The sequence below is a fragment of the Myxococcaceae bacterium JPH2 genome (assembly GCA_016458225.1).
Lineage (GTDB): Bacteria > Myxococcota > Myxococcia > Myxococcales > Myxococcaceae > Citreicoccus.
Genome location: JAEMGR010000009.1, coordinates 15,582 through 30,660, shown reverse-complemented (window position 1 = coordinate 30,660; position 15,079 = coordinate 15,582). Strand labels below are relative to the sequence as shown.

At 70.1% G+C, this 15,079-nt stretch carries 14 protein-coding genes; 12 read left to right on the top strand and 2 right to left on the bottom strand.

Annotated elements, in window-relative coordinates:
• Window positions 1-10: 10 nt before the first annotated feature.
• Window positions 11-502 (bottom strand): peroxiredoxin, encoded by a 492-nt coding sequence (locus JGU66_15440; protein MBJ6762166.1) that lies wholly within the window; start codon window positions 500-502, stop codon window positions 11-13.
• Window positions 503-668: 166 nt separating this feature from the next.
• Here JGU66_15440 and JGU66_15435 point away from each other — a divergent pair, with 166 nt between their 5' ends.
• From JGU66_15435 to JGU66_15425, 3 genes are all read left to right on the top strand, one after another.
• Window positions 669-3,410, top strand: coding sequence for an insulinase family protein (locus JGU66_15435; GenBank protein ID MBJ6762165.1), 2,742 nt, complete (start codon window positions 669-671; stop codon window positions 3,408-3,410).
• Between the two features lie 76 nt (window positions 3,411-3,486).
• On the top strand, window positions 3,487-5,430 hold the full coding sequence (locus JGU66_15430) for a CocE/NonD family hydrolase (protein MBJ6762164.1): 1,944 nt from the start codon (window positions 3,487-3,489) through the stop codon (window positions 5,428-5,430).
• Between the two features lie 79 nt (window positions 5,431-5,509).
• Entirely contained in the window at window positions 5,510-6,586 is a 1,077-nt protein-coding gene (locus tag JGU66_15425; protein MBJ6762163.1) for an RNA 3'-phosphate cyclase, read from the top strand.
• Window positions 6,587-6,601: 15 nt separating this feature from the next.
• On the opposite strand, the gene JGU66_15420 is transcribed toward JGU66_15425, so the two are convergent.
• Window positions 6,602-6,961: a hypothetical protein gene (locus JGU66_15420; GenBank protein ID MBJ6762162.1), complete on the bottom strand. Its 360-nt coding sequence runs from the start codon at window positions 6,959-6,961 to the stop codon at window positions 6,602-6,604.
• A gap of 79 nt (window positions 6,962-7,040) precedes the next feature.
• Here JGU66_15420 and sppA point away from each other — a divergent pair, with 79 nt between their 5' ends.
• The 9 genes from sppA to JGU66_15375 all read left to right on the top strand — a co-directional run bounded on the left by sppA (window position 7,041) and on the right by JGU66_15375 (window position 15,071).
• Window positions 7,041-8,780, top strand: coding sequence for a signal peptide peptidase SppA (gene sppA / locus JGU66_15415; protein MBJ6762161.1), 1,740 nt, complete (start codon window positions 7,041-7,043; stop codon window positions 8,778-8,780).
• A gap of 46 nt (window positions 8,781-8,826) precedes the next feature.
• A complete protein-coding gene (locus tag JGU66_15410) occupies window positions 8,827-9,429 on the top strand; it encodes a hypothetical protein (protein ID MBJ6762160.1) in 603 nt (200 codons plus the stop codon).
• A 136-nt stretch (window positions 9,430-9,565) separates the two neighbouring features.
• Window positions 9,566-10,648, top strand: coding sequence for an iron-sulfur cluster carrier protein ApbC (gene apbC, locus JGU66_15405; GenBank protein ID MBJ6762159.1), 1,083 nt, complete (start codon window positions 9,566-9,568; stop codon window positions 10,646-10,648).
• A gap of 18 nt (window positions 10,649-10,666) precedes the next feature.
• Window positions 10,667-11,185: a hypothetical protein gene (locus JGU66_15400; GenBank protein MBJ6762158.1), complete on the top strand. Its 519-nt coding sequence runs from the start codon at window positions 10,667-10,669 to the stop codon at window positions 11,183-11,185.
• A 73-nt stretch (window positions 11,186-11,258) separates the two neighbouring features.
• Entirely contained in the window at window positions 11,259-11,624 is a 366-nt protein-coding gene (locus JGU66_15395) for a hypothetical protein (GenBank protein MBJ6762157.1), read from the top strand.
• 68 nt (window positions 11,625-11,692) lie between these two features.
• The gene (locus JGU66_15390; protein MBJ6762156.1) at window positions 11,693-12,541 is read left to right on the top strand and encodes a 3-hydroxybutyryl-CoA dehydrogenase; all 849 of its coding nucleotides are present in this window, start codon (window positions 11,693-11,695) and stop codon (window positions 12,539-12,541) included.
• Window positions 12,542-12,571: 30 nt separating this feature from the next.
• Window positions 12,572-13,348: an enoyl-CoA hydratase/isomerase family protein gene (locus JGU66_15385; protein ID MBJ6762155.1), complete on the top strand. Its 777-nt coding sequence runs from the start codon at window positions 12,572-12,574 to the stop codon at window positions 13,346-13,348.
• A gap of 131 nt (window positions 13,349-13,479) precedes the next feature.
• Window positions 13,480-14,622: an acyl-CoA dehydrogenase gene (locus tag JGU66_15380; protein MBJ6762154.1), complete on the top strand. Its 1,143-nt coding sequence runs from the start codon at window positions 13,480-13,482 to the stop codon at window positions 14,620-14,622.
• A gap of 5 nt (window positions 14,623-14,627) precedes the next feature.
• Entirely contained in the window at window positions 14,628-15,071 is a 444-nt protein-coding gene (locus JGU66_15375) for an energy transducer TonB (protein ID MBJ6762153.1), read from the top strand.
• Window positions 15,072-15,079 lie beyond the last annotated feature (8 nt).

Here is a 15,079-nt window from a genome sequence, read left to right as displayed (position 1 = left end):
CGCGAGTCTGTCAGCGCGCGACGGGCGCCTTGGATGCGCTGAGCGAGCGCACCACTTCGAGCGCCTGCCGCACGTGCTCCCCCACGCGAATCTGTGAATCGAACGCGTGGCGGACGATGCCCGAGCGGTCGACAATGAATGTCACACGGCCGGGGATGAGGCCGAGGGTGGAGCGAATGCCGAAGGCGGCACGCGCCTGGCCTTCGGGGTCGCTCAGGAGCTTGAAAGGCAGACGGTACTTGGCGGCGAAACCCTCGTGGGACGCGACCGAGTCGCTGCTGATGCCCACCACCTCCGCACCCGCCGCGGTGAAGTCCTCGTACTGATCGCGAAAGCTGCAGGACTGCACGGTGCATCCCGGAGAGTCGTCCCGCGGGTAGAAGTAGACGACCAGGACCTTGTCTCCGAGCAGATCCTTCAGGCGAACCGGCTTGTCGCCCGGGCCCATCAGCGTGACGTCTGGAATGGCTTCGCCCTCTTGCAGCGTCTTCGCTCTGGCCATGGCTCGCTTTCAGGACGGGCGAGGCAAACCCTGCCCGTCGGTGAACTCGGGCCATTCTATACGGAGAAATCCCGCTCACAGTGTCAGGTGTTCCGAAAGCGGAACCGCTATCTTCCCGCGCCGTCGTCGCAGCACCTTCACTCTTCTCCGGAACTCCATGAACCCAATGTCTCGCGTTCGTCCCCTCGGACGGCGCTCTCTGTTTGCCCTACCGGGCGTGTTGTCCATGCTCGCACTGGCCCTGGGCGGGTGCGCCACCGTGCCGCCCCGTGGCCAACTCGTCATGCGCGATACGGCCTTCCCGCTCCGCGACTTCCGCTTGGGCTCGGGCCTGCGCGTCGTCGTCGAGCAGGACTCGCGTGCGCCCGTGGTCGCGGTCGCGGCGCTGGTGGGCGTGGGCAGCTCCAGCGATCCCCAGGGCAAGGAGGGACTGGCGCACCTCGTCGAGCACCTCGCGTTCCGCGCGCGGCATGGCGGCACGGCCTCGGTCTGGACGCGGTTGGAGCAGAGCGGCGCGGGACGGTTCAACGCCTTCACCGGCATGGATCACACCGTCTACGAGACCATGGGGCCCCGTGAGTCCCTCCCGGCCCTGCTCACGCTCGAAGGGCAGCGGCTGGCCGCGCCGCTCGATGGCGTGACGCCGGACGTGTTCACCGTGGAGCGCGAGGTCGTGCGCAACGAGCTGCGCCAGCGCAACGAGTCGGGCTACGTGGGCAAGGTGACGAGCTGGGCCTTCGAGAACGCGTTCCCCGCGGGCCACCCGTACGCGCGCCCCGGCATCGGGACGCATGAGAGCCTGACCGCCACCACGCTCGCGGACGCGCAGCGCTTCGCGCGGCTGAACTACCGGCCCGAGAACGTGACCATCGTCATCTCCGGTGACGTGGAGCTGACGACGGTGGACGCCCTCCTCAACAAGGCCCTGCCGCCCTCGTGGGTGGGCTCGGGGCCGCCGCTGGCGCTGGAGCAGCGCCTTCCGCGAGATACTGTCGAGCCGCCCGTCGCGCCCGCGTCCAAGGAGCTGGTGACGCACGAGGCCGCGGTGACGTCGCCCGAGCTGTACGTGTCGTGGGTGCTGCCGCGCGGCTTCGACGAGGCCAGCGCCGTGCAGGAGTTCGTGGCGTCCTCGCTGGACTCCAGCCTGATGCGCGCGGCCTGGAACGATGGAGACATCTCGTACATCGACACCGGCCTCATCCGCGGCACGCGCGCGTCGCTGTTGCTGGTGCGCGTGGTGCTCAACAAGGGAGATCATCCCAAGCGCTCGCTGGAGAAGGTGCTCGACGAGGTGCACCATTCCTGGTCCGACACCAACGATGCCGCAGGTGTTGCTCAGCGCGAGCAGAGCATCATCGAGATGCGACGCCATGTGGCCGCCGGAATGCTGCTGGACTCCGAGGACCTCCAGGCGCGCGCGGTGCGCCGGGCCGAGCTGACGCACTTCATGACGGACGCGCGCGCCTTCAGCCGCGCGCAGGGAGCGCTGCTGTCCCTCAGTGGTAGCAAGGTGACGGGCTTCGCGTATCAGTGGCTGCAGCGCTCGCGCGCCCGCGCGTTCTTCGTGCGCCCGGGTGCCACCGGGGTCGGGGCGCTCAAGGCTCCGTCGCTCCTGATTCCGGACGAGACGGTGGCGAGCACGCGGCCCGTGACGCCGTCACTGGCCGCGTTCTCCGCTCCGGTGAAGACCGTGCGGCTCGACAATGGGGTGGAGGTGGTGATGGTGCCGCGGCCGGGCCTCCCGCTGGTTCGCGTGGGCGTGGCGCTGCGGGGTGGCGAGGTGAGTGGCCCCAGCGCGGTGGCCACCATCGGGGACATCGGCGCCTCGGCCGAGACGAGCTTCGAGGGCAGTCCCGGAGACTGGGGGCTCCACACCCGCAAGTCGCTGCGCAGCGACCAGGTCCGCTACGAGGTCGCGGGCCCCGCTGGCAACGTTGGCAACATGCTGGCCATCACGGCGGAGAAGCTCTCCACCATGCGCATCACCGAGCCGGTCGTGAAGTTCATTCACGACGAGGTCCTGCCCTGGACCGCGGCCGTGGATGCGCGCCCCGACGTCGTCGCGAGCCGTCAGCTCATGCAGGCGCTCTATGGGAAGCACCTCTATGCGCAGCCCGCGACCTATCAGACGATGTCCGCGGTGGATTGGGAGTCCGCGCGGAACTGGGTGAAGGAGAACTACACGCCCGCCAACGCGGTGGTGGTGATCGCCGGCGAGTTCGACATCGCGCAGGTGGAGCCGCTGGCCCGAAAGTACCTCGGGGGCTGGGGTGGCAAGGGGCCCGCCGTCGCGCCTCCGGCTCCTCCCGCGCCGCCCGCGGCCACGCCTCCGACGCTGTACATCACGCCGGTCACGGGAGCCTCCCAGGCCGCGCTGAGCGTCGCCTGTCGGCTGCCGGCCGCGACGCCCGAGGCCGAGGCTCGCTACGCGGTCATGGCCGAGCTGGCGCGGGCGCGCCTGTGGACGCAGGTGCGTGAGCAGCGCGGCGCCAGCTATGGCTTCGACACCCAGGTGTCGGTGGCCCGCGGCGGCGCGGCGCACCTCCAGGTGGAGGGCGTGGTGGACTCGCCGCAGCTGGGCATGGCGCTGGGCGTGGCGCGTCGGATGTTCGCGAGCTTCGCCAAGGACGGCGTGCCGCCAGCCGAGCTGGAGCGGGCCCGCACGCGCCTCATGACACAGGCCGTGGTGGACTTCAGCAGCACCGAGGCGTGGGTGGATGCGCTCCTCGACGCGCGCGTGCGCGACTTCGCGGCCGAGTCCGTGGCGCAGCGCCCCACGCTGATCCAAGGCGTCACGTCCTCGGACCTCAAGTCCGAGTTCGCTCGCTGCGCGGAGCACCTGGTCATGGGCGTCCAGGGCGATGAGGCCCAGGCGAAGGCCGCCGCGAAGGAGTCGTCGCAGCTCTAGCGGGCAGGGGACACACGGTGGTGGAAGGAGGGACGCGTATCCCTCACAATGTCGCGCATCCCTTCCAGGAGCGTGCATGCCCCGTGTGTCCCGTTGTCTCGCGGCATTGACCCTGTTCATCGCGTCAAGCGCCGCCTGGGCACAAACCCAGTCGGCGCCCCCGCCGAAACCGCAGCGCTATGGCTTCTCCGAGGAGCGGACCGAGTACATCCGCTCGCACTACACGAAGTTCGAGTACCGCATCCCCATGCGGGACGGGACGCACCTCTTCACCTCCGTCTACACGCCCAACGACGCGAGCCCGACCCGCCGCTATCCCATCCTGCTGACGCGCACGCCGTACTCGGTGGCCCCATATGGGGCGGACCGGTACAAGTCCGCGCTGGGCACCTCCGCCGCGGATGAGAAGGAAGGCTTCATCTTCGTCTTCCAGGACGTGCGCGGACGGATGATGTCCGAGGGCACCTTCGTCAATGTCCGCCCCCAGGTGGCGGGCAAGCGCGGCGCGCAGGACATCGACGAGAGCACCGACACCTACGACACCATCGACTGGATGGTGAAGCGCCTGCCGAACAACAACGGGCGCGTGGGCATGTACGGCGTCTCGTATCCGGGGTTCTACACGGCGGCGGGCGCCATCGACTCGCACCCGGCGCTCAAGGCCGTGTCGCCCCAGGCGCCCATCGCGGACTGGTTCTGGGATGACATGCACCGGCACGGCGCCTTCAACCTGGTGCTGGCCTTCGACTTCTTCTCGGCGTTCGGGCGCCCCCGGCCCACGCCCGTCGCGAGCGAGGAGTGGACGCCGTTCGATCACGGCACGCCGGACTCGTATGAGTTCTTCCTCGACCTGGGCTCGCTGGCGAACGCGGACGCGCGCCACTTCAAGGGCGACGTCGCGTTCTGGAAGGACATCACCGCGCACCCGAACTACGACGCGTTCTGGCAGTCCCGGAACCTGCTGCCGCACCTGAAGAACATCAAGGCCGCGGTGCTCGTGGTGGGCGGCTGGTTCGACACCGAAGACCTGTACGGGCCGCTGCACACGTACGCCGCCATCGAGAAGCAGAACCCCGGCATCGCCAACTCGCTGGTGATGGGGCCGTGGCGGCATGGCGGCTGGGTCAGCACGGAGGGCGCGTCGCTCGGGGATGCGGACTTCGGGTTCGCCACGAGCGTCGCGTTCCAGGAGATGGAGCTGGGCTTCTTCAAGCACCACCTGAAGGGCGCGCCCAAGCCGGAGATTCCCGAGGCCCTCGTGTTCGAGACGGGCGCCAACCGTTGGCGAAAGCTGGAGTCCTGGCCACCCAAGGAGGCGCGTGAGACGCGGCTGTACTTCCAGCCCAAGGGCACGCTGTCGTTCCAGCCCCCTCGGGAAGCCACCGAGTCCTTCGACGAGTACGTGAGCGACCCGGCCAAGCCCGTGCCGTACACCAAGGAACTCACCGCGGGCTGGGCCAAGAACTACATGGCGGAGGATCAGCGCTTCGCGGCGACGCGGCCGGACGTCCTCGTGTACGAGACGGAGCCCCTGACGGAGGACCTCACGCTGGCGGGCCCGCTGGACGCGGAGCTGTGGGTCTCCACCACGGCCACGGACGCGGACTGGGTGGTGAAGCTGGTGGATGTGAACCCGGGCAAGCTGCCGGGCTGGACTCGCGAGGACGAGCACTCCGGCGCGCTGAACCGGGGCAGCCAGCAGACGCTGGTGCGCGGCGAGCCGTTCCGCGGCCGGTTCCGCGACAGCTACAGCGAGCCTCGGCCGTTCACGCCCAATGAGCCCACGAAGGTTCGCTTCACCATCAACGATGTGTTCCACACCTTCCGTCGGGGCCACCGGGTGATGATCCAGGTGCAGTCGAGCTGGTTCCCGTTCATCGACCGCAACCCGCAGACCTTCGTGCCCAACATCTTCGAGGCGAAGGAGTCGGACTTCGTGCGCGCCTTCCACCGCGTGTACCGGTCCGCCGCGCATCCCAGCGCGGTGACGGTCCGCGTGTTGCCGTCGCTCGACGGGTAACGCGGCATCTCACGCGGGCGCGTCGTCGATTCTGCTAGGCTGCGCGCCCGCACGCGCAGGCATCTGGATGGGGAGGGTCATGACCGGCACCGACCGGCCCGGCACCGAGCCGGTGCTGCTCGACGGGAGCGAGTCCGCGGGAGAGACGCAGTCCCTCCGCACGGCTCTGTCCTTGTCGCTCATCACGGGCCGACCGTTTCGCTTCACGCACCTGCTCGCGCGTGGCGAGCCCCCGGGCCTCCGGCCGCAGCATCTGGCGGAGATTCGGGGCGCCGAGGCGCTGGGCAGCGGGCTCAGCGAGGGCGCGGTCGTGGGCTCCACGGAGCTGTCGTTCACACCCGGCACCGTGCGCCCCAGCGACTACGTGGTGGAGCTGGGGCCAACGGGCAGCGCGCCGGAGCTGTTCCTGTGTCTGTTCTATCCGCTCGCGCTGGCGGGAGGAGGGCGGCTCACGCTGCGCGGCAGCACGCATCTGCCTTCGGGCGCCAGCTATCCGTACCTGGTGGGCGCGTGGCAGCCGCTGGCCCAGGCCTATGGGTTGCCCGTGCAGTTCTCGCTGCAGCACGCCGGCTTCTATCCGGATGGCGGCGGCGACTTCTCCGCCGAGGTGCACGCGCCCCAGGCGCCCCCGTTCCGGGTGGAGCTGCCCGCGCGGGGCATGCTCCGCGAGGTGCGCGTGGCGGCGTGCGTGGGAGGACTCCCGTTCGCGCTCGCGGAGCGTCAGTCGCGCGCGGCGGTGGCCCTGCTGCGCGAGCGCGGCATCCATGCGGAGGCGGAGAATCGCCCGGTGTCCGTCACGCGCTCGGCCGGGATGGCGACCTTCGTGCTGGCGCAGTTCGAGTTCACCCTCGCGGGCTTCCTCGCGCTGGGGGACCGAGGGCGGTCACCCGAGGACGTGGGACGCGAGGCCGCCGGGGCGCTGGCGGACTTCATGGAGGCGGGCGGCGCGCTCGACGCGCTCCTGGCTCAGCAGATACTCCTGCCGGCGGCGCTGCTGGCCTCGGGTCGGCTGGGGCCGGTGACGCCGGGCACCACGCGCTTCAAGGTCGCGGGAGACCGTGAACCGCTCGAGGCGCATGCGCGCATCATCGAGCGGTTCCTGGCGGTGAAGGTGACGGCAGGGCCGGACGACATGGTGGAAGTCAGTCCGGTGTGAGGCGGAGGGCTGCCTTCAGGCGGCCTCGTCCTCTTCGCTGTCCTCGTGCCGGTCACCGAACGCCTTGTGGCTGTCGATCTCTTTCGCGGTGCCGCGGTAGGCGCGGATGGCGAAGGGCGTGGCGACGGTGAGGACGATGATGGCCAGGCCCACGGCCATCCACGGGATGGTGGGCTCCTTGGGCACGATGTCGCGACCGTAGGAGTTGATGTTGCCGCCCATGGCGCGTTGCTTGGCGGCCTCTCGCTCCTCGGCGGACTGGGCCTGGGGAGCTTGGAAGTCCTGGGGGTGGCGGCGCGCCGGTTGGGCCAACGCGGCGCCGCCCCAGACGAGCGTGGTGACGAGCAGAAGCCGGGAGAGGGAGACAGAGCGCATGGCGCTCGACGCTACCATGAGCCAACATCCGCGCAGAACAAGCCTTGCGCGGCCCCGGGCGCTCCCGTAGCTGCCCCCCATGCTGCGACTCCCGTTCGTCGCCCTCGCCAACCTGCTTCTCCTGGTGCGCGTCCTGCTGGGGCTCCCCTGGCGCCTGCTGGCCCGGAGGCACCGGCCCGCCTGGGTGCGCTTCCGGCTGACGGGGGCGCCTGCGTACCGGGAGCCTCGGCGTCGCTGGGCCTGGCTGGGCGGCGCCCGACCCGAGCCCGCCACGGTGACGTCGCTCGCGGCGTTCCGAGAGGCCCTCCAGGTGCTGGCGGCGGATCCGCGTGTGCGAGGCGTCCTCGTGGAGGTGGAGGCGCTGTCCGTGTCGCTGGCCCGGCGGGAGGCGCTCATTCGTTCGCTGGAGGACTTTCGGGCCCAGGGCAAGCGCGTGGTGGCGTGGGCGGTGGCGGTGGACACGGACTCCTATCCGGTGCTGTGCGCGGCGGACGAGGTGCTCCTGGCGCCCATGGGCCGCGTGGAGCTGGTGGGCTACGCGGCCGAGGCCACCGTGATTGGCGAGGCCCTGAAGCGCTTCGGCGTCCAGGCGCAGTTCGTGCGCCGGGGCGACTACAAGACGGCGCCGGAGCTGTTCACCCACGCCGCGGTGTCGGACATCCAGCGACAGACCATCGAGGCCCTGCTCGACGAGCGCTACGCGGTGCTGGTGGACGCCGTGGCGCGGGGCCGGCGGCGCACGCCCGAGGAGGCACGGGCGCTCATCGACGCCGGGCCCTACAGCGCGCGCCGGGCGTTGGCAGCGGGGCTGGTGGACGCGCTGGTGAGCGAGGCGGATCTCCCCGCGCGGCTGGGCCTGCCGCCCACGGAGCCTGGTGAGGACGCCGCGCCGCTGGAGCCCTTCGCGGCCTATCTGGACACGCGGGTGTTCCCCCCGGTGCGGTGGCGCCCGGTGCGTCGACCGCCTCGGCTTGGGCTGGTGCCGGTGTCCGGGGTGATTGTCGGCGGAGGCGCGGGGCGGGGTCGCTTCGCGGCGGCGGAGGCGGTGGTGAAGTCGCTGCGGCGCGCGGGGAGAGATCCCCGCGTGCGGGCCGTGCTGCTGCATGTGAGCAGCCCGGGAGGCGGAGCGCTCCCGTCGGAGCAGATCCTCGAGGCCGTGCGGCGCGTGGCGGCCGCCAAGCCCGTGGTGGCCTACATGGACTCGGTCTGCGCCAGCGGCGGGTACATGGCGGCGCTCGGCGCTCGGGAACTCTGGTCCGCGCCCTACGCCGTGGTGGGCTCCATCGGCGTGTTCATCGGCAAGTTCGAGTTCTCCGAGTTGCTGGAGTGGTTCGGCGTGCGGCGTACCGTCATCACCCGGGGCCAGAACGCCGGCTTCGCCTCCGCGGCGCGCGGCTTCACGCCCCATGAGCGGGCCACGCTCGAAGCGGAGGTGGAGGAGTCCTACCAGTCCTTCCTGGAGACCGTCGCCCAGGCGCGAGGCCGGACGACGGAGGAGATCCACGCGCGAGCCGAGGGGCGGGTCTACTCGGGCCTGCGGGCCCGGGACGCGGGGCTGGTGGACCGGATCGGTGGCTTCGAGGAGGCCTGCCGGCGCGCCCTGGAGCTGGCGGGGCAGGGCACCGAGCACTTCGAGCTGGTGCGCTACGGGGCCGCCGAGCGGCGCCTGTCCCTGCTGCGCCTGCTGTCGAGCGTGGCGCACGCGCGGACCTATGCCCTGTGTCCCGTTGCGGTCGGCCTGGAGTCCTGGGACGAGGAGGAGCCCGAAGGCGCACTGCCTCCGTGGCTCCATCACCTCTGGCGAGCCACGCGCCCGTGACGGGGATTGCCGCTCCGTCCATGCCGGGTCTACCCTGCCGCGCCCCATGAGAACGCCCACCGTGCTGCTGAGCCTGCCCCTGCTCGCCGCCTGCGCCACCGCGCCGCGCGAGCCCGGAGCCGTGGCCGAGGCCTATGCGAAGGCGCTCGAGGAGAACCGGCTGCCGGCGGCGTACGCGCTCACCCAAGGCGCCCCCGACGGAGAGGTGGCCTTCCTGGAGCAGTACGCGGATGAGAAGGTCCGCCGGGAGCGGGCCGCCGCGGTACGGGCTGGGAGCGCCGAGCTGGAGGCGCGCTCGCCCTCGCTGACCCTCGCGCGAGGTCCGGAGGGCTGGAAGGTGGTGGAGGCCCGCCCCGCCGACGCCCCCCGCGCCGCGCTGACGCGCTTCTTGGACGCGGCCGAGGCCCGGGACTGGAAGACCACCTGGGGGCTGCTCGCCGCGCCGTTGCGCGCCCGCTACACCCCGGAGCGGCTGCGCGAGGACTTCGAGCGAGAGCCCCTGGCGAAGGAGCGCCTGAGACGCGCCCGGCTCGCCCTGCATGCGCCCATCCGAGTGGCCGCGGGGGCGGCGGTGCTGCCCGTGGGCGAGGAGCGAGCGGTGCGGCTCGTCCTGGAGGATGGCGAGTACCGGGTGGCGGCGCTCGAATGAACAGGCGTCCTTCCGCTCCCGTGCGGCAGTCGTGCCGGCGCGTTAATCGACGTTGACAGCCCTCGGGGGGCTGGCAATCTCCGCGCCCCGTTCAGGCGTGCAAACGCCCGTATTCCAAAAGGTTTCAGGTGTCCTGATGAGCGTTTCCGAGTCCGACATCCTCACGGCGATGTCGAAGGTGATGGATCCCGAGCTGCACGTGGACCTGGTGAAGGCCGGGATGGTGAAGGATGTCCGCGTCGCCGGTGACTCGGTGAAACTCAAGATTGAGCTGACCACGCCCGCCTGTCCCATGAAGGGGAAGATCCAGGCGGACGCCGAGGCGGCGCTCAAGGCGGTGCCCGGACTGAAGAAGTTCGACATCGAGTGGGGCGCCCAGGTGCGCTCGGTGGCGGGCGGCTCGGGCAACGCGATGCTGCCCAAGGTGAAGAACATCATCCTCGTGGGCGCCGGCAAGGGCGGCGTGGGCAAGAGCACCGTGGCGGTGAACCTGGCCACCGCGCTGGCCCAGCACGGGGCCAAGGTGGGCCTGCTGGACGCGGACTTCTACGGCCCCTCCGTGCCGCTCATGACGGGCCTGTCCGACAAGCGTCCCGTGAGCCCGGATGGCAAGTCGCTGGAGCCGCTCACCGCGCACGGCCTCAAGGTCATGTCCATCGGCTTCCTGGTGGAGGCGGATCAGGCGCTCATCTGGCGCGGCCCCATGCTGCACGGCGCGCTGATGCAGCTGGTGCGAGACGTGAACTGGGGCGAGCTGGACTACCTGGTGCTGGACCTGCCGCCGGGCACGGGCGACGTGGCGCTCAGCCTGTCGCAGTCGGTGCGCGCGGCCGGCGCGGTGCTGGTGACGACGCCGCAGGACGTGGCGCTGGCGGACGTGGTGCGCGCCAAGCAGATGTTCGACAAGGTTCACATCCCCGTGCTGGGCATCGTGGAGAACATGAGCCAGTTCGTGTGCCCGCACTGCTCGCACACCACGGCCATCTTCAACCACGGCGGTGGGCGCAAGGCCGCCGAGATGTTCGGCATCCCGTTCCTGGGGGAGATTCCCCTGGACCTCAAGGTGCGCGAGTCCGGAGACTCCGGCACGCCCGTGGTGGTGTCCGCCAAGGACAGCCCGGAGGCCAAGGCCTTCCAGGACGTGGCGCGCAACATCGCGGGGCGCGTGTCCGCGCAGACGATGAAGGGCATTCCGCTGCCCGTAGTCCAGGCCCGCTGAACAACCCGAGGAGACCGCATGGCCGGCAACGATGACTTCCCGCCTGATCCGCTGCTCGACGATGACGAGCAGCACCCCGGCCGTGACGGGCGCCCGGGTGTGGGCGGCTTCGTTCCCGAGTTCGTGCGGCGCATGGCGGTCGCGGGTCTGGGCGCCATCTTCATGACGGAGGAGGGCATCCGCTCGCTGGCGGGTCAGCTCAAGCTCCCGAAGGAGGCGCTGGGCTTCATCCTCTCCCAGGCGGAGAAGACGAAGGACGACCTCACCCGGGTCGTCTCCGAGGAGCTCCGGCGCTTCCTCCAGTCGGAGAAGCTGCGCGACGAGTTCCTCAAGCTCCTGTCCGGCATGACCGTGGAAGTGAAGGCGCAGATCCGCCTGGTGCCGCACGAGAAGGACGAACCGGCGCGCGAGCCGGAGCCCCAGGAAGAGCCGGAGCCGCGCAAGAAGGCCGCCGAGGCGCCCGTGCAGCACTCGGCCCGCGTGGTCATCTCCGAGCTGAATGCCCGTCGCCCCTCGCGGCGGACCAAGAAGGAGTAACGGGGTGGCGGAAGCACCCGAGTCTTCCTCCTCCCCGCGGCCTGGGTCTCGCGCGGGGTGGCGCTCCCACCCGTTGGCCAAGCGGCTCCCGGTGCTCCTCCTGGCGGCGCTGGGCCTGTGGCTGTGGCGCTCCACGTCCATCCCGGAGCGCGAGCTGGTGTTCGAGCTGGAGGGCCCAGGCTGGGCCTCGGCGCGCGCGTTGGACATCCAGGTGGTGGGCGAGGACGGCCACATCGAGAAGCGCGAGGAGCGCTTCTTTCCCTCCGGGCCGCCGCCCCGGGTGGAGGTCCAGGCGGCCCTGCCCGAGGGCACCTTCCGCGCGCTGCTGTTCGTGAAGCGGGAAGGGCAGGAGGCCCGGCTGCGCGTGGAGGACACGCTCTCCGTGGGAGAGGATGCGCGCATCGTTCGCCAGCTCCGCCTGCCAGACGCCAGTCGTTGACCGCCCCCAGGGCGTGCGTTATGGCCGCCCGCACGTTTTCCCAAATGACCGAGGGGTCCACGAACGCCATGGCAACGGAGCACGTCGTCGTCGTCGGTGCAGGGCAGATGGGCGCGGGCATCGCGCAGGTGGCGCTGGTCGCGGGCCTGCGCGTCACGCTGGTGGATGTGTCCAAGGAAGGGCTCGCCAAGGGCGCCGAGCGCATCCGCGGCGGCCTGAAGAAGCTGGTGGAGAAGGGCAAGCTGGACGAGGCGAAGCAGAAGGCCGCCGAGGCCAACCTCGCCACGCTGACCCAGGCCACGGACGCCAAGGACGTGGACTTCGCCATCGAGGCCGTCACCGAGAACGAGGACCTCAAGCGCCGCATCTTCCTGGAGCTGGACGCGGTGGTGCGGCCCGGCGGCATCCTGGCCACCAACACGTCCTCCATCCCCATCACCCGCATCGCCGCGTCCACGAAGCGCCCCGAGTCCGTCATCGGGATGCACTTCATGAACCCGGTGCCGGTGATGCAGCTGGTGGAGCTGATCCGCGGCGCGGCCACCTCCGAGGAGACCTACAACACCACGCGCGCGCTGGCCGAGCGCATGGGCAAGACGACGGTGGTGTCCAAGGACTTCCCGGGCTTCATCGTCAACCGCATCCTCATCCCCATGCTGAACGAGGCCTGCTACGCGCTGATGGAGGGCCTGGGCACCGCGGAGGACATCGACACCGCGATGAAGCTGGGCACCAACCAGCCCATGGGCCCGCTGCAGCTCGCGGACTTCATCGGCCTGGACACCGTGCTCTTCATCGCCGAGGTGCTGCACAAGGGCTTGGGCGACCCGAAGTACCGCCCGTGCCCGCTGCTGCGTCAGTACGTGGACGCCGGCTGGTTCGGCAAGAAGAGCGGCCGCGGCTTCTACAAGTACTAGTTCCCCCGAGCACGGACAGGAGCCCGCACCATGGCCTACGAGAACATCCGGCTGGAGAAGGACGGCGGCATCGCGGTCCTCACGATTGACCGGCCCAAGGCGCTCAACGCCCTCAACAGCAAGACCTTCCACGAGATGGACGCCGCCCTGAAGTCCTTGGGCGACGACACCCGCGCGCTCATCGTCACCGGCGGCGGCGACAAGGCCTTCGTGGCGGGCGCGGACATCGCGGAGATGGTCACCATCACCGCGGCCCAGGCGCGCGAGTTCTCCGCGCTGGGGCACCACGTCTTCCAGACGCTGGAGTCGCTGCCCATCGTCACCATCGCGGCCGTGAACGGCTTCGCGCTGGGCGGCGGCTGCGAGCTGGCCATGGCGTGCGACCTCATCTACGCCTCGGAGAAGGCGAAGCTGGGGCTGCCCGAGGTCACCCTGGGCGTCATCCCGGGCTTCGGCGGCACCCAGCGGCTCACGCGCCTGGTGGGTCGCTCGCGGGCCAAGGAGCTGCTCTTCACCGCGGACCGCATCGACGCGGCCCGGGCCAAGGAGATCGGCCTGGTGCTGGACGTGCTGCCGGCGGACAAGCTCATGGAGCACTGCCGCGCCGTGGCCGGGAAGATTCTCAAGAACGGCCCCCTGGCCGTGTCCCAGGCCAAGCGGGTGGTGGAGTTCGGCGCGGACCAGGACCTGCGCGCGGCGAACGAGCTGGAGCGCCAGGGGTTCGCGGTGCTCTTCGGCTCGGAAGACCAGCGCGAGGGCATGAAGGCCTTCCTGGAGAAGCGCCCGGCCCAGTTCACCGGGAAGTGAGCGAGGGGCCGCCGGCTAATCCCGGCGGCAACCCGCGCTTGTCCCGAGGCCCCGCGTCTTCGCTGTTCCCGGACGCGGGTCCGCATACTATGTAGGCTCGACTTTTTACCTCCCGCCGTCCGAGAAGCCTCATGAACTTCGAGCTGACCGACATCCAGCGCGAGATCCAGCGTCTGTGCCGCGAGTTCGCCGCCAAGGAACTCATCCCCAACGCTCGCAAGTGGGACGAGCAGCACGCGTGGCCCACGGACGCGGTGAAGAAGCTGGCCGAGCTGTCGCTGTTGGGCGTCGCGGTCCCCGAGAAGCACGGCGGCGCGGGCCTGGACAACGTCTGCTACGCCATCGCCATGGAGGAGATCAGCCGCGGCTGCGCCTCCACCGGCGTCATCATGAGCGTGAACAACTCGCTCTACTGCGATCCGGTGAGCAAGTTCGGCACCGAGGAGCAGAAGGAGCAGTTCCTCAAGCCCTTCGCCAGCGGCGAGAAGCTGGGCTGCTTCGGCCTCACGGAGCCCGAGGCGGGCAGCGACGCGGCGGCCCAGAAGACGGTGGCGGTGCGCCGGGGTGACGAGTACGTCATCAACGGCTCGAAGAACTGGATCACCAACGGCCCGAAGGCGGACGCCATCGTCCTCTTCACCATGACGAACAAGGAGGCGGGCAACAAGGGCATCACCGCGTTCCTCGTCCCCACCAACACGCCGGGCTTCATCCGCGCCGAGCCCGACAAGAAGATGGGCATCAGCGCCGCGTGGTCCTGCTCCATGTTCTTCGAGGACATGCGCGTGCCAGCCAAGAACATCCTGGGCAAGGAGGGCGAGGGCTTCAAGGTCGCCATGTCCACCCTGGACGGTGGCCGCATCGGCATCGCGTCCCAGGCGCTGGGCATCGCGCGCGCGGCGCTGGAGGAGGCGGTCCGCTACTCGGGGGAGCGCAAGTCCTTCGGCAAGCCCATCCGCGAGCACCAGGCCATCCAGTTCATGATCGCCGACATGGCCACGGAGATCGACGCGGCCCGCCTGCTGGTGTGGAACGCGGCGCTCCTCAAGGACAAGGGCGTGCGCCACAGCCAGGAGAGCGCCATGGCCAAGCTGTACGCCAGCGAGATGGCCAGCCGCGTGGCGAACAAGGCCCTCCAGGTGCACGGCGGCATGGGCTACAGCAAGGAGATGGACGCCGAGCGCCACGTGCGCGACGCGCGCATCACCGAGATCTACGAGGGCACGAGCGAGATCCAGCGCATCGTCATCTCGGCCAACCTCCTCAAGGACTAGTCGCCATGACGCGCTCGCTCGCCCTCGCGATGGCGGTGTTCCTGAGCCCGGCGCTGGCGCTGGGGCAGGGTGCGCCCGCGAAGCACAAGACGGCCCAGAAGGCTCCGGCCAACAAGCAGCCGGAGGCGCTGGATGTCAGCGCGCTGCCCTTCACGCCGGACTCCATCCAGCAGGTCATGCTCCACCACAAGGTCCGCATCCAGGAGTGCTACGAGGACCACCTGGTGGAGAAGGGCAAGAAGGTGGAGGGCAAGCTGATGACGTCCTTCACCATCACGCCCGAGGGGCTGGTGAAGGACGCCAAGGTCGTGAAGAAGGCGAGCACGCTGAAGGACGCGGGGCTCAACGACTGCGTGGTGGCGGTGCTGATGTCCATGAGCTTCCCCAAGCCCACGGACGGACGCGATCACCCCATCGAGTACCCGTTCAACCTCAAGGCCATCGAGTAGGACAGGAC

What these genes read in the sequence shown, in the direction of transcription:
- JGU66_15440 (MBJ6762166.1), bottom strand. Translation starts at nt 502, where the DNA reads ATGGCCAGAGCGAAGACGCTGCAAGAGGGCGAAGCCATTCCAGACGTC.
- JGU66_15435 (MBJ6762165.1), top strand. Translation starts at nt 669, where the DNA reads ATGTCTCGCGTTCGTCCCCTCGGACGGCGCTCTCTGTTTGCCCTACCG.
- JGU66_15430 (MBJ6762164.1), top strand. Translation starts at nt 3,487, where the DNA reads ATGCCCCGTGTGTCCCGTTGTCTCGCGGCATTGACCCTGTTCATCGCG.
- JGU66_15425 (MBJ6762163.1), top strand. Translation starts at nt 5,510, where the DNA reads ATGACCGGCACCGACCGGCCCGGCACCGAGCCGGTGCTGCTCGACGGG.
- JGU66_15420 (MBJ6762162.1), bottom strand. Translation starts at nt 6,961, where the DNA reads ATGCGCTCTGTCTCCCTCTCCCGGCTTCTGCTCGTCACCACGCTCGTC.
- sppA (MBJ6762161.1), top strand. Translation starts at nt 7,041, where the DNA reads ATGCTGCGACTCCCGTTCGTCGCCCTCGCCAACCTGCTTCTCCTGGTG.
- JGU66_15410 (MBJ6762160.1), top strand. Translation starts at nt 8,827, where the DNA reads ATGAGAACGCCCACCGTGCTGCTGAGCCTGCCCCTGCTCGCCGCCTGC.
- apbC (MBJ6762159.1), top strand. Translation starts at nt 9,566, where the DNA reads ATGAGCGTTTCCGAGTCCGACATCCTCACGGCGATGTCGAAGGTGATG.
- JGU66_15400 (MBJ6762158.1), top strand. Translation starts at nt 10,667, where the DNA reads ATGGCCGGCAACGATGACTTCCCGCCTGATCCGCTGCTCGACGATGAC.
- JGU66_15390 (MBJ6762156.1), top strand. Translation starts at nt 11,693, where the DNA reads ATGGCAACGGAGCACGTCGTCGTCGTCGGTGCAGGGCAGATGGGCGCG.
- JGU66_15385 (MBJ6762155.1), top strand. Translation starts at nt 12,572, where the DNA reads ATGGCCTACGAGAACATCCGGCTGGAGAAGGACGGCGGCATCGCGGTC.
- JGU66_15380 (MBJ6762154.1), top strand. Translation starts at nt 13,480, where the DNA reads ATGAACTTCGAGCTGACCGACATCCAGCGCGAGATCCAGCGTCTGTGC.
- JGU66_15375 (MBJ6762153.1), top strand. Translation starts at nt 14,628, where the DNA reads ATGACGCGCTCGCTCGCCCTCGCGATGGCGGTGTTCCTGAGCCCGGCG.